General features: G+C 46.9%; 17 protein-coding genes. 1 reads left to right on the top strand and 16 read right to left on the bottom strand.

Going from position 1 to position 14412, the window contains the following annotated elements; genetic code table 11:
• Positions 1-231 precede the first annotated feature (231 nt).
• Positions 232-681 (top strand): ligand-binding protein SH3, encoded by a 450-nt coding sequence (locus RQ738_RS06600; protein WP_314163095.1) that lies wholly within the window; start codon positions 232-234, stop codon positions 679-681.
• Between the two features lie 97 nt (positions 682-778).
• Here RQ738_RS06600 and glcF read toward each other — a convergent pair whose 3' ends face one another.
• The 16 genes from glcF to RQ738_RS06680 form a co-directional block, all read right to left on the bottom strand.
• A complete protein-coding gene (gene glcF / locus RQ738_RS06605; protein ID WP_314163096.1) occupies positions 779-2074 on the bottom strand; it encodes a glycolate oxidase subunit GlcF in 1296 nt (431 codons plus the stop codon).
• Positions 2075-2158: 84 nt separating this feature from the next.
• A complete protein-coding gene (locus RQ738_RS06610) occupies positions 2159-3055 on the bottom strand; it encodes a PhzF family phenazine biosynthesis protein (protein WP_314163098.1) in 897 nt (298 codons plus the stop codon).
• Positions 3056-3227: 172 nt separating this feature from the next.
• Entirely contained in the window at positions 3228-4040 is an 813-nt protein-coding gene (locus RQ738_RS06615) for a TIGR00282 family metallophosphoesterase (protein ID WP_314163100.1), read from the bottom strand.
• 172 nt (positions 4041-4212) lie between these two features.
• The gene (locus RQ738_RS06620; RefSeq protein ID WP_314163102.1) at positions 4213-4650 is read right to left on the bottom strand and encodes a hypothetical protein; all 438 of its coding nucleotides are present in this window, start codon (positions 4648-4650) and stop codon (positions 4213-4215) included.
• Positions 4651-4662: 12 nt separating this feature from the next.
• Positions 4663-5796 (bottom strand): FAD/NAD(P)-binding oxidoreductase, encoded by a 1134-nt coding sequence (locus RQ738_RS06625; protein WP_314163104.1) that lies wholly within the window; start codon positions 5794-5796, stop codon positions 4663-4665.
• 87 nt (positions 5797-5883) lie between these two features.
• Complete coding sequence (locus tag RQ738_RS06630) at positions 5884-6114, bottom strand: sulfurtransferase TusA family protein (protein ID WP_314163106.1); 231 nt, start codon at positions 6112-6114, stop codon at positions 5884-5886.
• 46 nt (positions 6115-6160) lie between these two features.
• A complete protein-coding gene (locus RQ738_RS06635; protein ID WP_314163107.1) occupies positions 6161-6550 on the bottom strand; it encodes a DsrE/DsrF/DrsH-like family protein in 390 nt (129 codons plus the stop codon).
• Positions 6551-6656: 106 nt separating this feature from the next.
• Entirely contained in the window at positions 6657-7499 is an 843-nt protein-coding gene (locus RQ738_RS06640; protein ID WP_314163113.1) for an ABC transporter permease, read from the bottom strand.
• A gap of 194 nt (positions 7500-7693) precedes the next feature.
• Complete coding sequence (locus tag RQ738_RS06645; protein ID WP_314163118.1) at positions 7694-8518, bottom strand: ABC transporter permease; 825 nt, start codon at positions 8516-8518, stop codon at positions 7694-7696.
• A complete protein-coding gene (locus RQ738_RS06650) occupies positions 8515-9855 on the bottom strand; it encodes an ABC transporter substrate-binding protein (protein WP_314163123.1) in 1341 nt (446 codons plus the stop codon). Before RQ738_RS06650 ends, RQ738_RS06645 begins: the two co-directional genes overlap by 4 nt.
• An 89-nt stretch (positions 9856-9944) precedes the next feature.
• A complete protein-coding gene (locus RQ738_RS06655) occupies positions 9945-10739 on the bottom strand; it encodes an ABC transporter ATP-binding protein (RefSeq protein ID WP_314163126.1) in 795 nt (264 codons plus the stop codon).
• 150 nt (positions 10740-10889) lie between these two features.
• Entirely contained in the window at positions 10890-11312 is a 423-nt protein-coding gene (locus RQ738_RS06660) for a hypothetical protein (RefSeq protein WP_314163128.1), read from the bottom strand.
• Positions 11313-11344: 32 nt separating this feature from the next.
• Positions 11345-12067, bottom strand: a complete 723-nt coding sequence (gene scnC / locus RQ738_RS06665) for a thiocyanate hydrolase subunit gamma (protein ID WP_314163130.1) — start codon at positions 12065-12067, stop codon at positions 11345-11347.
• A gap of 32 nt (positions 12068-12099) precedes the next feature.
• Complete coding sequence (locus tag RQ738_RS06670) at positions 12100-12468, bottom strand: SH3-like domain-containing protein (RefSeq protein WP_314163131.1); 369 nt, start codon at positions 12466-12468, stop codon at positions 12100-12102.
• Positions 12461-12892: an SH3-like domain-containing protein gene (locus RQ738_RS06675; RefSeq protein WP_314163133.1), complete on the bottom strand. Its 432-nt coding sequence runs from the start codon at positions 12890-12892 to the stop codon at positions 12461-12463. The genes RQ738_RS06670 and RQ738_RS06675 overlap by 8 nt, the downstream gene beginning before the upstream one ends.
• Before the next feature lie 423 nt (positions 12893-13315).
• On the bottom strand, positions 13316-14170 hold the full coding sequence (locus tag RQ738_RS06680) for a methyltransferase domain-containing protein (RefSeq protein WP_314163134.1): 855 nt from the start codon (positions 14168-14170) through the stop codon (positions 13316-13318).
• Between the last annotated feature and the right edge of the window lie 242 nt (positions 14171-14412).

Raw genomic sequence — 14412 nt, forward strand, 5'->3', positions numbered from 1 at the left:
TGCGGCCGAAGTGCGTGCCAGAAATATCCCCTCCGGCCATCGAGGGAATGGTGTTCCTAACCAATATCGAATCTAACTTACTGTAAATTATATAAATTATGTATTCGTAAGAATATGTATAGTATTTTACTCAGGTATTGACATCTTCTCGGAATTCTATATATTAGGAATCTCTAATGCACTTATGTGCACATTAATTATTTTTATTTCTGGTATTAAGGAGGTAGTAACATGTCTAATCTAATCACGGGTTTCCCACACGACGGCGTGGTCACCGTTAACCGCGTTATCCTCAAAGCAGAGTACAGCGTTGATGACTTGCAGGAACGCGTCGCGGTGTTGTGCGAGAACGTCAAAACCTATCATTCGGAAACGGGTTTTGTTGGTGGCTTTGTCTGCCTGAACCGCGGTGATATCTCCAATGAAGGCAGCACTATCGGCAAAGCCGTGGAAAGCGACCTCAAGGGCAAAGAAGCCCTGGTGATCACGTTCTGGAACAGCTTCGAGGACCACGAAGAGTCGCATCGGAGCGAGACCTTCCAGCCACTCTTCCAGAATGTGCTGGAACTATGTGAAAACGGTAATGAAGAAATTGCCTACGACATGCTCTGGTCAGGTGCGGCTTACTCTCCCGAGGAAGCCAGGGCAGCGAAAGAGGCCAAGGCAACATACGCTGCCTGACATATCTGGTTAGATCATGTTGCAATGATTACCTGTAGAGCCCCTTACCGGATTCGGTGAGGGGCATCATTACATGCTTGTATATTCGCCAGTTTGATTATAAACCGGCGTTTGTAAAAGCCTCATCCAGTAATTCAATCCAGTGACTCACAGGAACAGGCGAAGTCGCTGCCAAATGTGTCAGACAACCTATGTTAGCCGTAACAATGAGTTCCGGACGACTGGCCAGCAGGGTTTCCATTTTGGTCGCCCGCAGTGATTCGGATAATTTTCGTTGCAGGAGCGAGTAAGTACCCGCAGAACCGCAACACATAAACTTGTAGGCCACGGGTACAAGCTTGAATCCTGCACGTTTTAAACTTTTCTCAACCACACCATTGAGTTTTTCACCATGCTGCAAGCTACAAGAAGATTGAAAAGCGATGCGTCGTGGCCGCTGTGACACAGGTAATTCATAACGCCCGCCCTCCTGCCATTCCTCGGCAACAATTTCTGCAATGTCGATAGTCAGATCTGAGATTCGCTTTGCCTTGTCGGAGTATTGCGGGTCATCATTAAGAATATGTCCATAGTCGTGAAAATGCATACCACAACCGCTTGCAGTTAGAATGATACCCTGCGCACCATCCTCAATATGTGGCCATAAGGCATCAATGTTTTTGCGCATAAAGCTACGGGCTTGATCTGTCTCTGCCATATGATGGCTCATCGCACCACAGCAACTATTGCCCACGGGGATAAGATGTATTCCAAAACGATCCAGAACACGAGCAGTAGCTGCATTTATATTAGGTGCCAGGGCGGATTGTACACATCCCTGCCATAGCAGCATTGTTCGGGGATGCTGACGTTCTGGCCATTTACTGGCCATGCGTCGTTGCGGAATGCGTGAGCGTAAGGCGGAAGGCAGAAGTGGGCGAAATAGCTGGCCGGTGCGTAGCAACGCAGTGAAGCGCAGGCGGTATGGGACAACATTGCGGATTGCCCAGCGCCGTAATTTATCCTTCACGCTACGTTGAACCTTTTTATCTACCAGTTCTCTACCAATATCAAGCAAACGTCCATAATTAACGTCTTGTGGACAGCTGGTTTCACAAGACCTGCAACCAAGACAACGATCAAGATGCAACTGCAGGTTGGCCTGCAGGCTTCGCCCTTCGAGTGTCTTCAGAGTATAAGCAGGTGGCAGTAGATCAAGGCTTGGTTCTTTGTCCTCCAGAAATTGCTTAATGAGATAAATACGACCGCGGGGTCCATCCCACTCATCATTAAGTAGCCGGAACGTCGGGCAGGTAAAGGTGCATTGCCCGCACTGCACACAGGGCGACAGGATATCTGCCGCTTCCTGTCCAAGATCGGTATTAGAATAACATTCCGCCAGTTCGACTTGCATTTTCCCACTCCAGTTACGAACATCCTGAATTTATTGTGCTGCGAAGTGATTCAAGAGGCTATCGATTTAAAACCAGGCCCACCGTCACAAGCTTGTTCTGATCAAGGTACCCTTTACTGTCGGAACTACCTGACCACCCACTTCAACTTCTATAGAGCCGTCCACTGAGCGGCGACGAATCATTACCAGTGACGGGCGCCCGAGACCGTAACCCTGCTCTATGCGCAGGCTCTTGTCCGTTCTACTTAACAAGTTATATTCCATAAGGTAAGCGCCAAGGAAGGCAGCAGCATTTCCTGTGGCGGGATCTTCACGAACGCCATTCGCCTCAAAGAAAAACCTGGCATACAGATCATTTTCAGGGTGATGCGTTTCACGACAAAACAGGTACACCAGTGGTGAAAAGCCTTGCTTTGTCAGCTGCGAGAAAATATCCAGGTCAAGCTTGCAGCGATTTATTGCTTCAAGACTGCGTATCGGCACAATTGTGGCCGATATACCGGCTGTAACCTGTTGCACAGGACTCTCAGTATCAATATCCTTGACTGAAATTCCCAGTGCTTCTGCCATGGCCGCATGGTCACATATCCTACCAAGTGTCATCGGTGGTGCCGTAAACCATGCGAGCTCCCGCCTGTCGTCATCGCACTCAAAACTAACCGTGATCTGTCCGACTTTCAGGTTCAACAGAAGTGAGTCAGTGGCGTAGTCGAGAATATATTGACGTATAACCCAGGCCGTTCCTAATATCGGATGACCGGCAAAGGCGATTTCACTCACTGGCGTATAAATTCTTACCTGGTATCCACCACCGTCTTCTTCCTCGGGCGTCAGGAAAGTGGTCTCGGAGTAATTGGTTTCAGCTGCGATCTTCTGCATAACGTCGTCAGCCAGCGCGGCTTGACTGACCACTACTGCCAGCTGGTTCCCGGCATAGGGTTGCTCAGCAAAAACATCGACTATATAAAAAAGTGGTTCCATAATGATTTCACACTCCGATTTACTTGCACATTCACATTACAGAATTTGAATATTGCATAGATTTTGCTGGTTACATAATAGCTATTTCATATATCATGGATATCAATAGACTAATTACGTATTCAATATATCGATACGCATCGACTGAATTCAGAATTTTCTGTATCGGCATCTATTCATTAAGATAATGCGCGCTGGCATCATCCTCATGCATTCGCAGACGCTGTATTTTCTCACAACAACCGGTCTTGTCATTGAGTTCGAGAAGAACTGCATATAATATTGCTTCGCCATCAGCGACTTTCATGTCCCCGGACAGTTTATGCATCAGACGATGCAGGGATTTATCCGTATCCATGCCAACTACAGACTCATAACAACCAGTCATACCGACATCAGTAAGATAAGCCGTGCCTTTTGGCAAGATGCGTTCATCTGCTGTTGGAACGTGCGTGTGCGTGCCGACTACAGCGGAGACGCGGCCATCAAGATACCAGCCCATTGCAATCTTTTCACTCGCAGATTCCGCATGCATATCCACAAAAATATGTTTTACGTCAGGCGGGATCATTGTCAATGCCTCATCTGCAGATTGGAATGGACAGGACAATTCGGGCGGCATAAAAATATTGCCAAGGATATTTAATATTCCAAGCTTGCGGCCATCTGCTGTCGTTGTGACACACCAGCCACTGCCAGGTGCACCATCGGGATAATTATGCGGACGAAGAAGACGTGGTTCGGTCTTTATATAGTCGAATGCTTCCTTTTTATCCCAGGCATGATTGCCATTAGTCAGAACATCAATGCCCAATGAAAAGAGACGATTTGCCGTTAACGCGGTAACACCATTGCCATCGGCGATATTCTCGGCGTTGGCAATGACGATATCGATAGGATGGATCTTCCGCAACCTGGGCAGTGTTGATGAAATGGCACGTAAGCCCGGTTCTCCGACAACATCACCTATAAACAACAGATACATGGAGGTATCAAAACTCCTGTACTATTTTAAAAACATAGACCTTCTGATTATTGCCAGATAGAGAGTAAACCATCCGAATAACATCCTGTGCCAGGCATTGATGGTATGGCATGAATATATTAGCCATGCAGCAATGCGGATAATCCAGCTCTACCATGGCAAAATCTATATTTTACTTATATGCCGGCTCACATCCGTGCCGGTGTTGTTCTCGCAAACTGTGACTCATATGCTGGCCCAGAGAGGCAAGAAAGCGTATTCCCTCCAGGGTGCCCGGATCCCGCGCCACACGGAGCAAACAAGTTATACCGCCTTTGGCAGGTGGCGCAGCAGCAATTTCCTGGCTCGATACATGAATTGCCTCTGAAAGTGCAATAAGCAGGTTCTGACTGTCAGGACGGTCCAGAACCTGGAGCAACTGCATCAGGCCTTCATTTCGAGTCAGACGGTCCAATAAATGCAAGCCTTCACTCATAACGCCTGACATCCGCGTTACTATTTCATCCGACATCGCGTCTCTCGCCGCACCGACAAGATTAGCTATTTCTATAAGGCCTTTCAGATCATCGGTGGACATTGTGTCTAAAGGAGTTTCATTTTCTGCAGTCATATTATCTATTCCTTAGAGTAATCCACGTACACTGGTCCAGTACATCTGGTTATAGGACATTTTGAACCAATGCATAGGTTTTGAAGAAGGTTTGAGATCGGGTGGATTCTGGTAATCGAACATGGCGTAGGTAGCACTGTCGTGACCTGTTTCAATGAAGCAATAAACCTTACCATCGTAATCACGCACCGGCGTACCAATCTTGATAATGGACGCGATATTCTCGGCTACGACTTCAGCTTCAAAGTGTGCAGCAGAACCGGTCTTGCTGACAGGCAGATTAGTGGTGTCACCCAGAACGTAAACATTATCGTGATCTTTCATTGTCAATTTGAAACGGTCAGTCGGGATCCATCCGCCCACGCCAAGATTGTTTTCCTGAATCACATCCATGCCAGTATGTGGAGGTATAGCAATGAGCAAATCATAAGGCGTTTCAGTATCTTCTTCACTCCTTACTACCTGGTTTTCGGCATCAACTTCTTTCACATTGAACAGGGTTTCATACTCTATCCCCATGCGATCAAATTCGGGTTTTGCCCAGGTGGCAACATTCTTGATTGTATGTATCCGACCAATCGGATAATGGTACTTTATTTTAATCTTGTCGCGGATGCCGCGTGCCTTGAAATAATCATGCAAGGAAAATACGAGTTCAACCGGGGCAATAGGGCACTTATGTGGCACGCCCACTACGACTGCAACTGTACCTTCCTCGATCTCACGAAGACGCTTGAATAGCTTGACAGCTGACTCTTCAGTGTAAAAGGTTTCTGCACCTTCTGCCATGCCCGGGATTTGTTCTGGCGCTATTCGTGAGCCAGTAGCAATGACAATGATGTCATATTCGTGCTTCTTGCCGCTTGCTGTGACAACGTTATTTTCATCCAGGTGGAATTCCTTGACAGGATCAACGTGAAAATCGATCGACGATTCCAGTAAGCTCCTCTGATCACGATATAACTGATCCGGCGTCATCTGGCCAAATGCAACGTAAAGTAAACCAGGCTGGTACATATGTTTATCTGACGCTGAAAGCATTGTGATCCTAACCTTGTGGTTACGAATCTCGGCCGACAATCGTCGCGCAAGGTTGTTGGCCAGAATCGTACCACCAGTGCCTCCTCCGACAATCAATATTCTCATTGTTTTCTCCTATTCAAAAATAATGACGAAGCGGTTTTTGATTGCTTTCCTGAAAAAGATTTCAACGCCATAATAAATAAAGACACATTATTTGGCTTTACGGATCTTGATATGCCAGACCCCTTCGATTTTCTCGTTGCTAATCAGTTCATGTCCCACCTTGTCTACCCATTCAGGCACATCTGCGCCAGAGCCTTCGTCTGTAGATAAGAGTTCAAGCGTATCCCCTACCTCTGCCTGTTTCATGTATGTTATAAGTTCCATGAGCGGGCCGGGACAGAATGTATCGCATGCATCAACAATCTTGATATCTGTCATAAAATAATACTCCAGTTAAGTTAAATTCAGTCGCTTACCATACATACTAGAATGTATAGACCTGGCTACCCTCGGCATCACTCAGGAAACGCGTCAGCCCGGTTGCCGGGCCCACTTCATCATCCAGGTCCTCCGTAGTGATCTCCAATAAGTCCAGGGCCATTGAGCATGGCAATAGCCTGGCATCGCCAAGATCAACAGCCTGTTCAAATAATTGCTTGAAAGGCGGCACACCTTCTTTCGTCATTAGCGTGCCGAGTTCACCTTCTACTGGCACCTCATCGTTACGACCCTTGATAAAGAATGGCAGTGCATTCATCGACAAGAACACCGACACCTCCACACCCATTGCAGCACCAACCGACGCGATCATTGCCGCCATCTGCAGTTTTTCACGCGTTCCGGTTACGCATACAATATTAATATTTTGTGACATTTACTTATAACCTCAAATTTCATACATAGAGACACAGAGTGTGTCCCACATCAGTTAGATATAATCTGTTTACAGGTTTCTTGCATGATTCAGCAGAAAGCATGTGTTATTTGCCCTTATTCCATGCAAATTTCTTGATAAGAACCACACACACACCGTCCAGCACATAACCAACGGCACCAATAACCAGGATCATCGCCATCAGATTGTCGTAATTCATCCCTTCGCGCGCATCCTGGATTGCATAGCCGAATCCTGATGTCACGCCGAGGAACTCTGCGGGAATGAGTACAATCCAGGCCACACCCAATGCCAGTCGAATACCGGTAAGGACATCAAAGGCAATAGCGGGCATAATAATCTTGGTTAGTTGATGCCATGGATTGGCGCCCAGGTTACGAGCAACCTTAAACCAGTTCGGATCAACCTTTTCCAGCCCGGCGGCAGTGGCAAAAACGACTGGCCACACAGCTGCTATCGCAATCAAAAAGATAATTGCACTATCCCATTGAAGGAACACGATGACGGCAATTGGCTCCCACGAAAGCGGGCTGACCATGCGCAAAAACTGGAATGGTACATTCGTAAGTTTACGGAACCACCCCACGCGCCCCATTATGATGCCTATGGGTATGCCTATCGCGATAGCAATAAGAAGCCCCATGCCCAGCCTGTAGCCACTGGTTGTAATTGCATCAGGAATAGTATTGTCATACCAAAGGTCAGGTAACGCGTTAAAGGCTCCGACAACCCCGAAATTCGCAAATAGTGAATTGGACGGATCGAGTGTTATCAGGTAAATGCTTATCCACCACAGCGCAAAAAGTATTGCCAGGCCACCAAACAAATTAGCGAAGCTATGCGCCGTAAATTTCAGAAGATAGCATATTTGCGGTATGTAAGAATTCGAATTAATTTTACTGTCCGCAGTAGACGTGACGCTATTCATTATAAACCCACCTCTAAGTCAGCATCACATCGTAATAAACATGATAAACGACTATTGTTATGTTTTATTCTCATCTCTTTTACTTCCTGATTCATAAAAGCCGCCTTTTAACCGTCATCGAGTTAGCATCAGCGCAGTCAGGAAATCAATGCCTTGTAATCTATAAAAGCAAGCATGACTTCAGCATCTGCGCATCAGTTATTTCCACGGTGCCAGCTGAAGCGCTTAATCAAGACGACCAGCATGGTGTCAAGCGTATAACCTATGACACCGATGGTGACTACCATTGCCGTCAAGTGATCATAAGACAATGTCTCACGCGCATCTTCAATTGCATAACCAAGACCTGACGTCACACCAAGATATTCTGCAGGGACAAGAACAATCCACGCCACACCCAGAGCGAGTCGTATACCGGAGAGAACGTCGAAGGTAATAGCCGGCATTATAATCCGCGTCAGCATATGCATTGGTCTTGCGCCAAGATTGCGCGCCACCATAAACCAGGCCGGGTCAACTTTTGCAAGTCCTGCAGCCGTTGCAAATATCACCGGCCAGATTGAAGCCATTGCAATCAGGAAGATTATCGAGCTGTCCCACTGGGAAAATACAAATACAGCTATTGGCATCCAGGCGAGCGGGCTGACCATACGTAACAACTGGAAAGGCGAATGACTTAGTTCACGAAAGCGTTTGTTACGCCCTACCAGAACACCTATCGGCAAACCTATTATGATGGCGATAATCAAGCCACCGAACAATCTGTACGAACTTGCGTAAACAGCGTCCTGGATCTTGCCTTCCTGAAACAATCTCGGAAAGGCTTCCAGTGTCGGTATCAAACCGAATGCAGAAAAACTCTTCGTGTCCGGATTTTGTGCAATGTAATAGCCAAAAATACCCCATAGCAATAACAATATCGAAAGGCCGGCTAATGCCCAGCCTATTCGGTGTACAGCCGGATTTTTAAAAAATCCGGCTGTATCATCCCTGCCCGAAGTTCTAGCAGATGCATTCATGTTTTAATAACCTCTTCGCGCTCATACGGGTTGCCGCTCTGCGGAACACTTGGGTCTTTTTTCCAGTCCGGGTATTTCTCAAGTGAATTTTTGACGTATTCATATTGAACCAGGTCCTTGGCTACATGCTCACCTGTGATATTCTTCAGGAAGTCTGAATCGCCTGTGACAGTTGTCTTTTTAAGCTCATCAACAATGCGAACCGTTGCTGATGGATATGGCCATGCCTGGAAGTTAATGCGATCCTGTTCCCAGTCAAGGTTCTGGATTGCCTGAGGATTGTTGTAATAGGCAGGATCATAAAACATCATCGCCCTCTCAACGATTTCTACAGGGAATGGCAGGTACTTCTTACCATCCTTCGAAAGCATGTGAGACATTTCCTTTCTGTTTGCACCAAGATACAGTTGTGCGCGAATAATCGCGTTATGCACACCCTGGGCCCATGCGGCCCGGTCCGGATCCATGGCGTCGTCTTCATGCATGACAACAACACAGCAAGGATGACCCTTCCATATATCACCATTAAAGCGAAGAATTTCACCTTGCGCCTTCACTTCACCCATGGCGCAGAATGGTTCCGCTACGCAATAGCCATCAATTTGCCTGGAGGCAAGTGCTGGTGGCATATCGGGCGGGTTGAGCACAAGGAAGTTACACTCATTAGGTCCGATTTCAGCGTTTTGCGGACGAATCACAGGCGTAATGCCGTGATCTTTCAGAAGCATTTGTGAAACAATATTGTGCATGGAATACCAGAATGGCATGGCGAATTGCTTGCCACCCATGTTTTTAGGTGATTTGATACCGCTATCCTTATGAACCACCATGGCAGAACCATTTGTATGGTCCCAGGCTGTTACTTTAACGGGGTAATTATTGTTATAGCGCATCCAGATGGGTATTGGTGCAAGCATATGTGTCAGGTTAAAACGATGTGATGCGAACGCTTCTACCAGGGGTGCCCAGCCGCGGATGAGAGTCGGTTTTTCAGAGTCGATGCCCTCATCCTTGAAGTAACCTAGTTCATGTGCAACCAGCAGGGCTGCCGCATCGGTAATCGGGATATATCCCATTCGGACTACCGGGTCGAAAGGTTCCTTCTTGCTGGCGAAAGCCGAAGATAGCGGTGACATTCCGCCGAGTCCAAGACCTGCAACCGCAGCACCCGCCTTGAGTAGATTGCGTCGACTGATACCTGTACCCAAAACATCACTGAATCTCGAATCGTAGTCCAGAACAAGATTGGGATCGTTGATTCCGTCGCCATGTTTCTTGTAATCAAGTGGCGTTCCCAGGATTTTATTGCCATGCTGCTTATTTCGCTTCTTAGTCATAACCTATCTCCTAAAGATGCTTACATTTTATAGTTATTTCCGGCCTTAACTTTCGATCCACATCGTTGCAGCTATTGTCCTTCTTCAAGCTAGTGGGCTGCTTCCATAGCTGAATCTGTTTCAACAACATTGGCGGCTGTTTGGAACGTTGACATCAGGCGCGTGCGAAGGTCCTGAACTGCCGGGTCTGCCCGCTCTCTTGGATCCGGAAGATCGATGTCAAGTTCATGGACGATATTACCTGGGGAGCCTGCCATGATTACGGCACGATCAGCCATAATCACTGCCTCATCGATATCATGTGTAACCATCACAATGTTAAAACCCAGACGCTTGGCAATCGAACGTACGTCTTTTTGCAGGGATGCGCGGGTAAAAGCATCAAGTGCCGAGAAAGGTTCATCAAGTAACAGGATTTCAGGCTCCATAACGAGAGATCTTGCAAGTGCGACACGTTGTTGTTGCCCACCGGAAAGATCCTGAACGTTAGATTCAGCATAATCCTGCAGTTCTACGAGATCGATCGCTTCGGTGACGCGTTCATGAATTTCAGCCTTGGTCCATCGTCCAAATGTCAGCCCGACACCAACATTTTCCGAGACTGTCATCCAGGGAAAAAGGTGTGGTGCCTGGAACATCATGACCCAACGTGGTGACGGTGCATTGACCGATGTACCATCGAGTAGAACCTTGCCTTCTGTTGGGCGCAGTATGCCCGCCAGAATATGCAGAAGAGTTGATTTACCACAGCCAGAACGACCAATTATGGCAAGTGCTTCACCAGGTGGTGACTTCAGGTTAATCTCATTAAAAGTTACCGGGCACTGCGGATTATAGCGGTGAGTAAGCCCCTCGATATCTATTTGTGTTCCACGTATTGCCATCTATTAATTCCTCTATCAACTACTTTTGCATTCAAAAAAGGGCTTAACGATCTGCTTCATTCTAATCCTGAAACCTAACATCAAGTTATGGATCGTATGCCAACAACAAAAGGCTGCACTCTTTTCATATAAGCCATTCAACGATTATCGTCATGCGCTATTCAGTCGTTTTTCAAGCTCTTCCATCCTGTGCGCCAGTTCAGTCTCATCCAGCAACCCGCGCTTGATCATGGAATGAGCAAGTGCGAGAAGCTGGCGTTCGGGAAAAGGCACATCCTCATACAATGTTTCGGATAATTCATCCTCTTCCGCACGACGCTCGAGAGAAGGTAAGGCACATGATCCTGGTTCAACATCATTATAAGATTTGACACATGAGTCACCGGCAAGAAGATCACAGGTTGTCTCCAGTGTAATCTTCCAGGGAGGATCAGGATTGGTTACACCATATTGTGCAGCCAGGTCTTCCCATACCCTGCCCTTACTCTGAATGCTCTCCAGCAATGGAACCGGGTTCATGTCAACCATATATACTTCTTTGTCATTAGTTGTATCATTCATCGAAGCACTCATGAGTTACTCCTTATAGGATAGTCATTCTTGAATTAATGATCGTGCTCAACCGGATGGATTGCCTTACGTACTGGTCGCTTCGTATTAGATGTAATTCCCGGTTTGGGGACGGCTACACCAATAAGGCAATCGCGCGTCACAATCTCAGCCAGCTGATCTTCCGTCCAGCCTTCTGTACCTTCAGGCCTGGTTGGCATCACGATATAACGCGTCTTCTGGTTGGAATCTGCAATTCTTACTTCCATATCCGTAGGCAGCTGCAATCCGAATTCTGCGAGCACCTGGCGCGGCCAGCGAACCAGACGACGACGATAATTCGGCGTCCGGTACCACTCCGGGGACTGTCCGAGAATAGGTCGTGGATAACACGAGCAGAGGGTACAGACTACAGCGTGCTTTACTTTTGGCGTGTCTACAAGTACACGCAGGTTACAATAATCACTCGGCGTGCCGAACTGGGTAGGCGGACTTGTCACCCAATCAACGTCTACAGCTTTACTGGCTTCGACACCATCAGCCTCGCAAAGTTTCTTGTATTCAGGATCGAGCCACGCCTTGGCTACCAGGCGTGCTGCTGGCAAGGGTCCCAGTGTATGGACGTACTCAGTCCAGACTCTGTGATCTTCAGCAGAAAAGAGTCCTTTTTCGATGGCAAGCTCGCGGACTGCCATTTCGAGAATTTCGAAGTCACTGACTTCATCGACCATCGGCGCCGGTTTGTGGCTATGGTCATGGTCATGATTGTGATCTGACATTTTTATTTCCTCTTGATTATCCGTTAGCTACGTTATGCTGACTCAAGGTAACGTGCTGGAAATTCTGTCTCTAATGTGTCGTTTGCATACAGGTCGCTATATTCAGGCCAGAGATCTTTCTGTTTGAAAACCACGCTATAAAACCATTCCGGGGAGTCTTCGTTACCAAAGGCCTCATCTTCTGCAGCGGGGCTTTCATATACCAGTTTGGTAACAACACCAACCGCTCCACGTGTATATGTCATCGTGCGCGTATAGAAAAGGTCCGGAAGGTCGATAATACGAACCTTGTCGCCTTCCTTGAATTCAGGCTCGCCGGCTGCACCCTTGAAGCACTGCGGATCACCTATGCCGGTAGCAATCCTGGCGTGATGTTCTCTGTCATAAATTGGTTTAGACATGACGCTTTTTCACCTCTTCAATTTTGTGGACCAGTTCAGTAAGTGTGCAGTACTGCTTGTCGACCAGAATTCGTGCTGCCGTCAGCAACCAGCGTCCGTAATAAGGCAGACCAAGGTATTGCGTTTGGCCCACATCGACGTTTTGCTTGCGGCGACGTTCTTCCGCAGTCCATACTCCACGCCAGGCCAGGCACTCGCAGGTAGCAAAAGTATTCAGCTCCCATTGCTCCTCTTCCTTCTCAGACCATATAATTGGCACATCCGGCTCACCGCCAACATCATGCGGGCTACGTGTGTAAGCACGAAAAAGTGTATGGTCAATTTCATCGGGGGCAGGCGCATGCGTCTGCTTGTGTAGAGCAGGCTGTATAAGCCCGACAGTATCAAGATGTCGAAGAACCTCTTCTCTAGTAGACGATGACATCATTTAAGCTCCTCTGTGATTATGAATAATTTACTTTTTATCAAACTTCATATCAGAATATGCTGACAAACCAATTTTTTGTTTATTTCGTAACCCACAAAACTACATTGTTACTTTGTGTATTACTGACGCTGTAAATATGAACTATATATATCGCTTTTTCCAAGATTAAATATCGATAAGAACTATAGGCGTTAGCTATAAAGTACACGGTTTGGTTATAGTGGATATCTATACGGAACATATTCAAATATAAACACCCTGGCTGAATAAATACCGGCAACCTGACAGGTTGCTCACGTTCTTTAATCTCCATTTAATATTCATTGTTGTGAAACATATTACGCACCGCAACACACGGGCGAATTCACTATTCGAAAATATTCGGGCTTTGTGGTTAATTAAACCAACAATGCGTTATTCTTATTTCACCCTGGAAATATTTACTGGTCTGTCACGGACACGCTCGATAAAATAAGTGTAGTAATTACAGGCGGCAAAAAACGTTCCCTTTTCCATCGCCTTGTACTGCTCACTGAGCCATATATCGATAGCCTGTGTTGTCAACACGCCCGTCTTTTTTACATAAGGAACATAAGCCTCAGCAAAGGTTTTATAAAAATTACCCTCGCCTATTTCGACCACTGCATCCCCCCACGCCTCGGCCATCCTGAGCCCGAATGCCGGTAGCAATCTCGGCAGATCATGCATAATGCGAGGATTATTAAATGTGGTGTTCGACAGCGCTGCATCCATTTTTTGGCCAAAGCCGTGATCAGGGTAAGCATAGGTCAGAGAGGTATAATCACCGTCGAATATAATGATTTTTCCATTTGGCCTGACAATCCGTGCCATTTCACTTAGAACCTTTGCCGGTTCGGTCACATGGCTTAATAAGGTGTGCGCAATGACGACATCAAAACTTGCTGATGGGATATCCAGCTCGTGTACATCACCGACCCTGAAAGCAAGCCTATCGGCAACTTTTTCCTGTTGTGAAAATTTATTCGCCGCATTAATGAAGGCAGCACAATGATCTACTCCAATCGCATGCCCGTTAAAATCATCTCGCATGGCCAAAGCCCTGAGTACCGCACCCGTGCCACAACCAAATTCGAGTATCTTTTCCGGTTTTTCCGCAATAATCCGGCTTGAGTATTTGTCAAGCAATTGCGCAAACACCGGGTTTTTAGCGCGGCTTTCGAGTCGATGAACAAGGAGGTCGAGGGAAGCCTCGTCCAGTTCGTTAACAAATCGATGCGGATCATGCACCAGCATTTACCTTATGCATAATGTATCTCCCTTTATGCCGTTTTAATGCAAACATTTTATCGCTCATGCGAATTCCATTTGTTTTCACTGCTGTCCCGTTAATTCCCTCTCCCTTCGGGAGAGGGTTGGGGTGAGGGGATTTAGATTCGATAACACCTTGTTTTATTTACTCCCTCATCCTGGCCTTCTCCCTGTGGGAGAAGGGATAACGCCGATTAGAGGGTGATGAAATTTCATGTGTTCATGCG

The sequence above is a fragment of the Sulfuriflexus sp. genome, assembly GCF_032250955.1.
Taxonomy (GTDB): domain Bacteria; phylum Pseudomonadota; class Gammaproteobacteria; order AKS1; family AKS1; genus Sulfuriflexus.

What these genes read in the sequence shown, in the direction of transcription:
- RQ738_RS06640 (WP_314163113.1), bottom strand. Translation starts at nt 7,499, where the DNA reads ATGAATAGCGTCACGTCTACTGCGGACAGTAAAATTAATTCGAATTCT.
- RQ738_RS06675 (WP_314163133.1), bottom strand. Translation starts at nt 12,892, where the DNA reads ATGTCATCGTCTACTAGAGAAGAGGTTCTTCGACATCTTGATACTGTC.
- RQ738_RS06600 (WP_314163095.1), top strand. Translation starts at nt 232, where the DNA reads ATGTCTAATCTAATCACGGGTTTCCCACACGACGGCGTGGTCACCGTT.
- RQ738_RS06645 (WP_314163118.1), bottom strand. Translation starts at nt 8,518, where the DNA reads ATGAATGCATCTGCTAGAACTTCGGGCAGGGATGATACAGCCGGATTT.
- scnC (WP_314163130.1), bottom strand. Translation starts at nt 12,067, where the DNA reads ATGTCAGATCACAATCATGACCATGACCATAGCCACAAACCGGCGCCG.
- RQ738_RS06650 (WP_314163123.1), bottom strand. Translation starts at nt 9,855, where the DNA reads ATGACTAAGAAGCGAAATAAGCAGCATGGCAATAAAATCCTGGGAACG.
- RQ738_RS06620 (WP_314163102.1), bottom strand. Translation starts at nt 4,650, where the DNA reads ATGACTGCAGAAAATGAAACTCCTTTAGACACAATGTCCACCGATGAT.
- RQ738_RS06610 (WP_314163098.1), bottom strand. Translation starts at nt 3,055, where the DNA reads ATGGAACCACTTTTTTATATAGTCGATGTTTTTGCTGAGCAACCCTAT.
- RQ738_RS06660 (WP_314163128.1), bottom strand. Translation starts at nt 11,312, where the DNA reads ATGAGTGCTTCGATGAATGATACAACTAATGACAAAGAAGTATATATG.
- glcF (WP_314163096.1), bottom strand. Translation starts at nt 2,074, where the DNA reads ATGCAAGTCGAACTGGCGGAATGTTATTCTAATACCGATCTTGGACAG.
- RQ738_RS06625 (WP_314163104.1), bottom strand. Translation starts at nt 5,796, where the DNA reads ATGAGAATATTGATTGTCGGAGGAGGCACTGGTGGTACGATTCTGGCC.
- RQ738_RS06630 (WP_314163106.1), bottom strand. Translation starts at nt 6,114, where the DNA reads ATGACAGATATCAAGATTGTTGATGCATGCGATACATTCTGTCCCGGC.
- RQ738_RS06680 (WP_314163134.1), bottom strand. Translation starts at nt 14,170, where the DNA reads ATGCTGGTGCATGATCCGCATCGATTTGTTAACGAACTGGACGAGGCT.
- RQ738_RS06670 (WP_314163131.1), bottom strand. Translation starts at nt 12,468, where the DNA reads ATGTCTAAACCAATTTATGACAGAGAACATCACGCCAGGATTGCTACC.
- RQ738_RS06615 (WP_314163100.1), bottom strand. Translation starts at nt 4,040, where the DNA reads ATGTATCTGTTGTTTATAGGTGATGTTGTCGGAGAACCGGGCTTACGT.
- RQ738_RS06635 (WP_314163107.1), bottom strand. Translation starts at nt 6,550, where the DNA reads ATGTCACAAAATATTAATATTGTATGCGTAACCGGAACGCGTGAAAAA.
- RQ738_RS06655 (WP_314163126.1), bottom strand. Translation starts at nt 10,739, where the DNA reads ATGGCAATACGTGGAACACAAATAGATATCGAGGGGCTTACTCACCGC.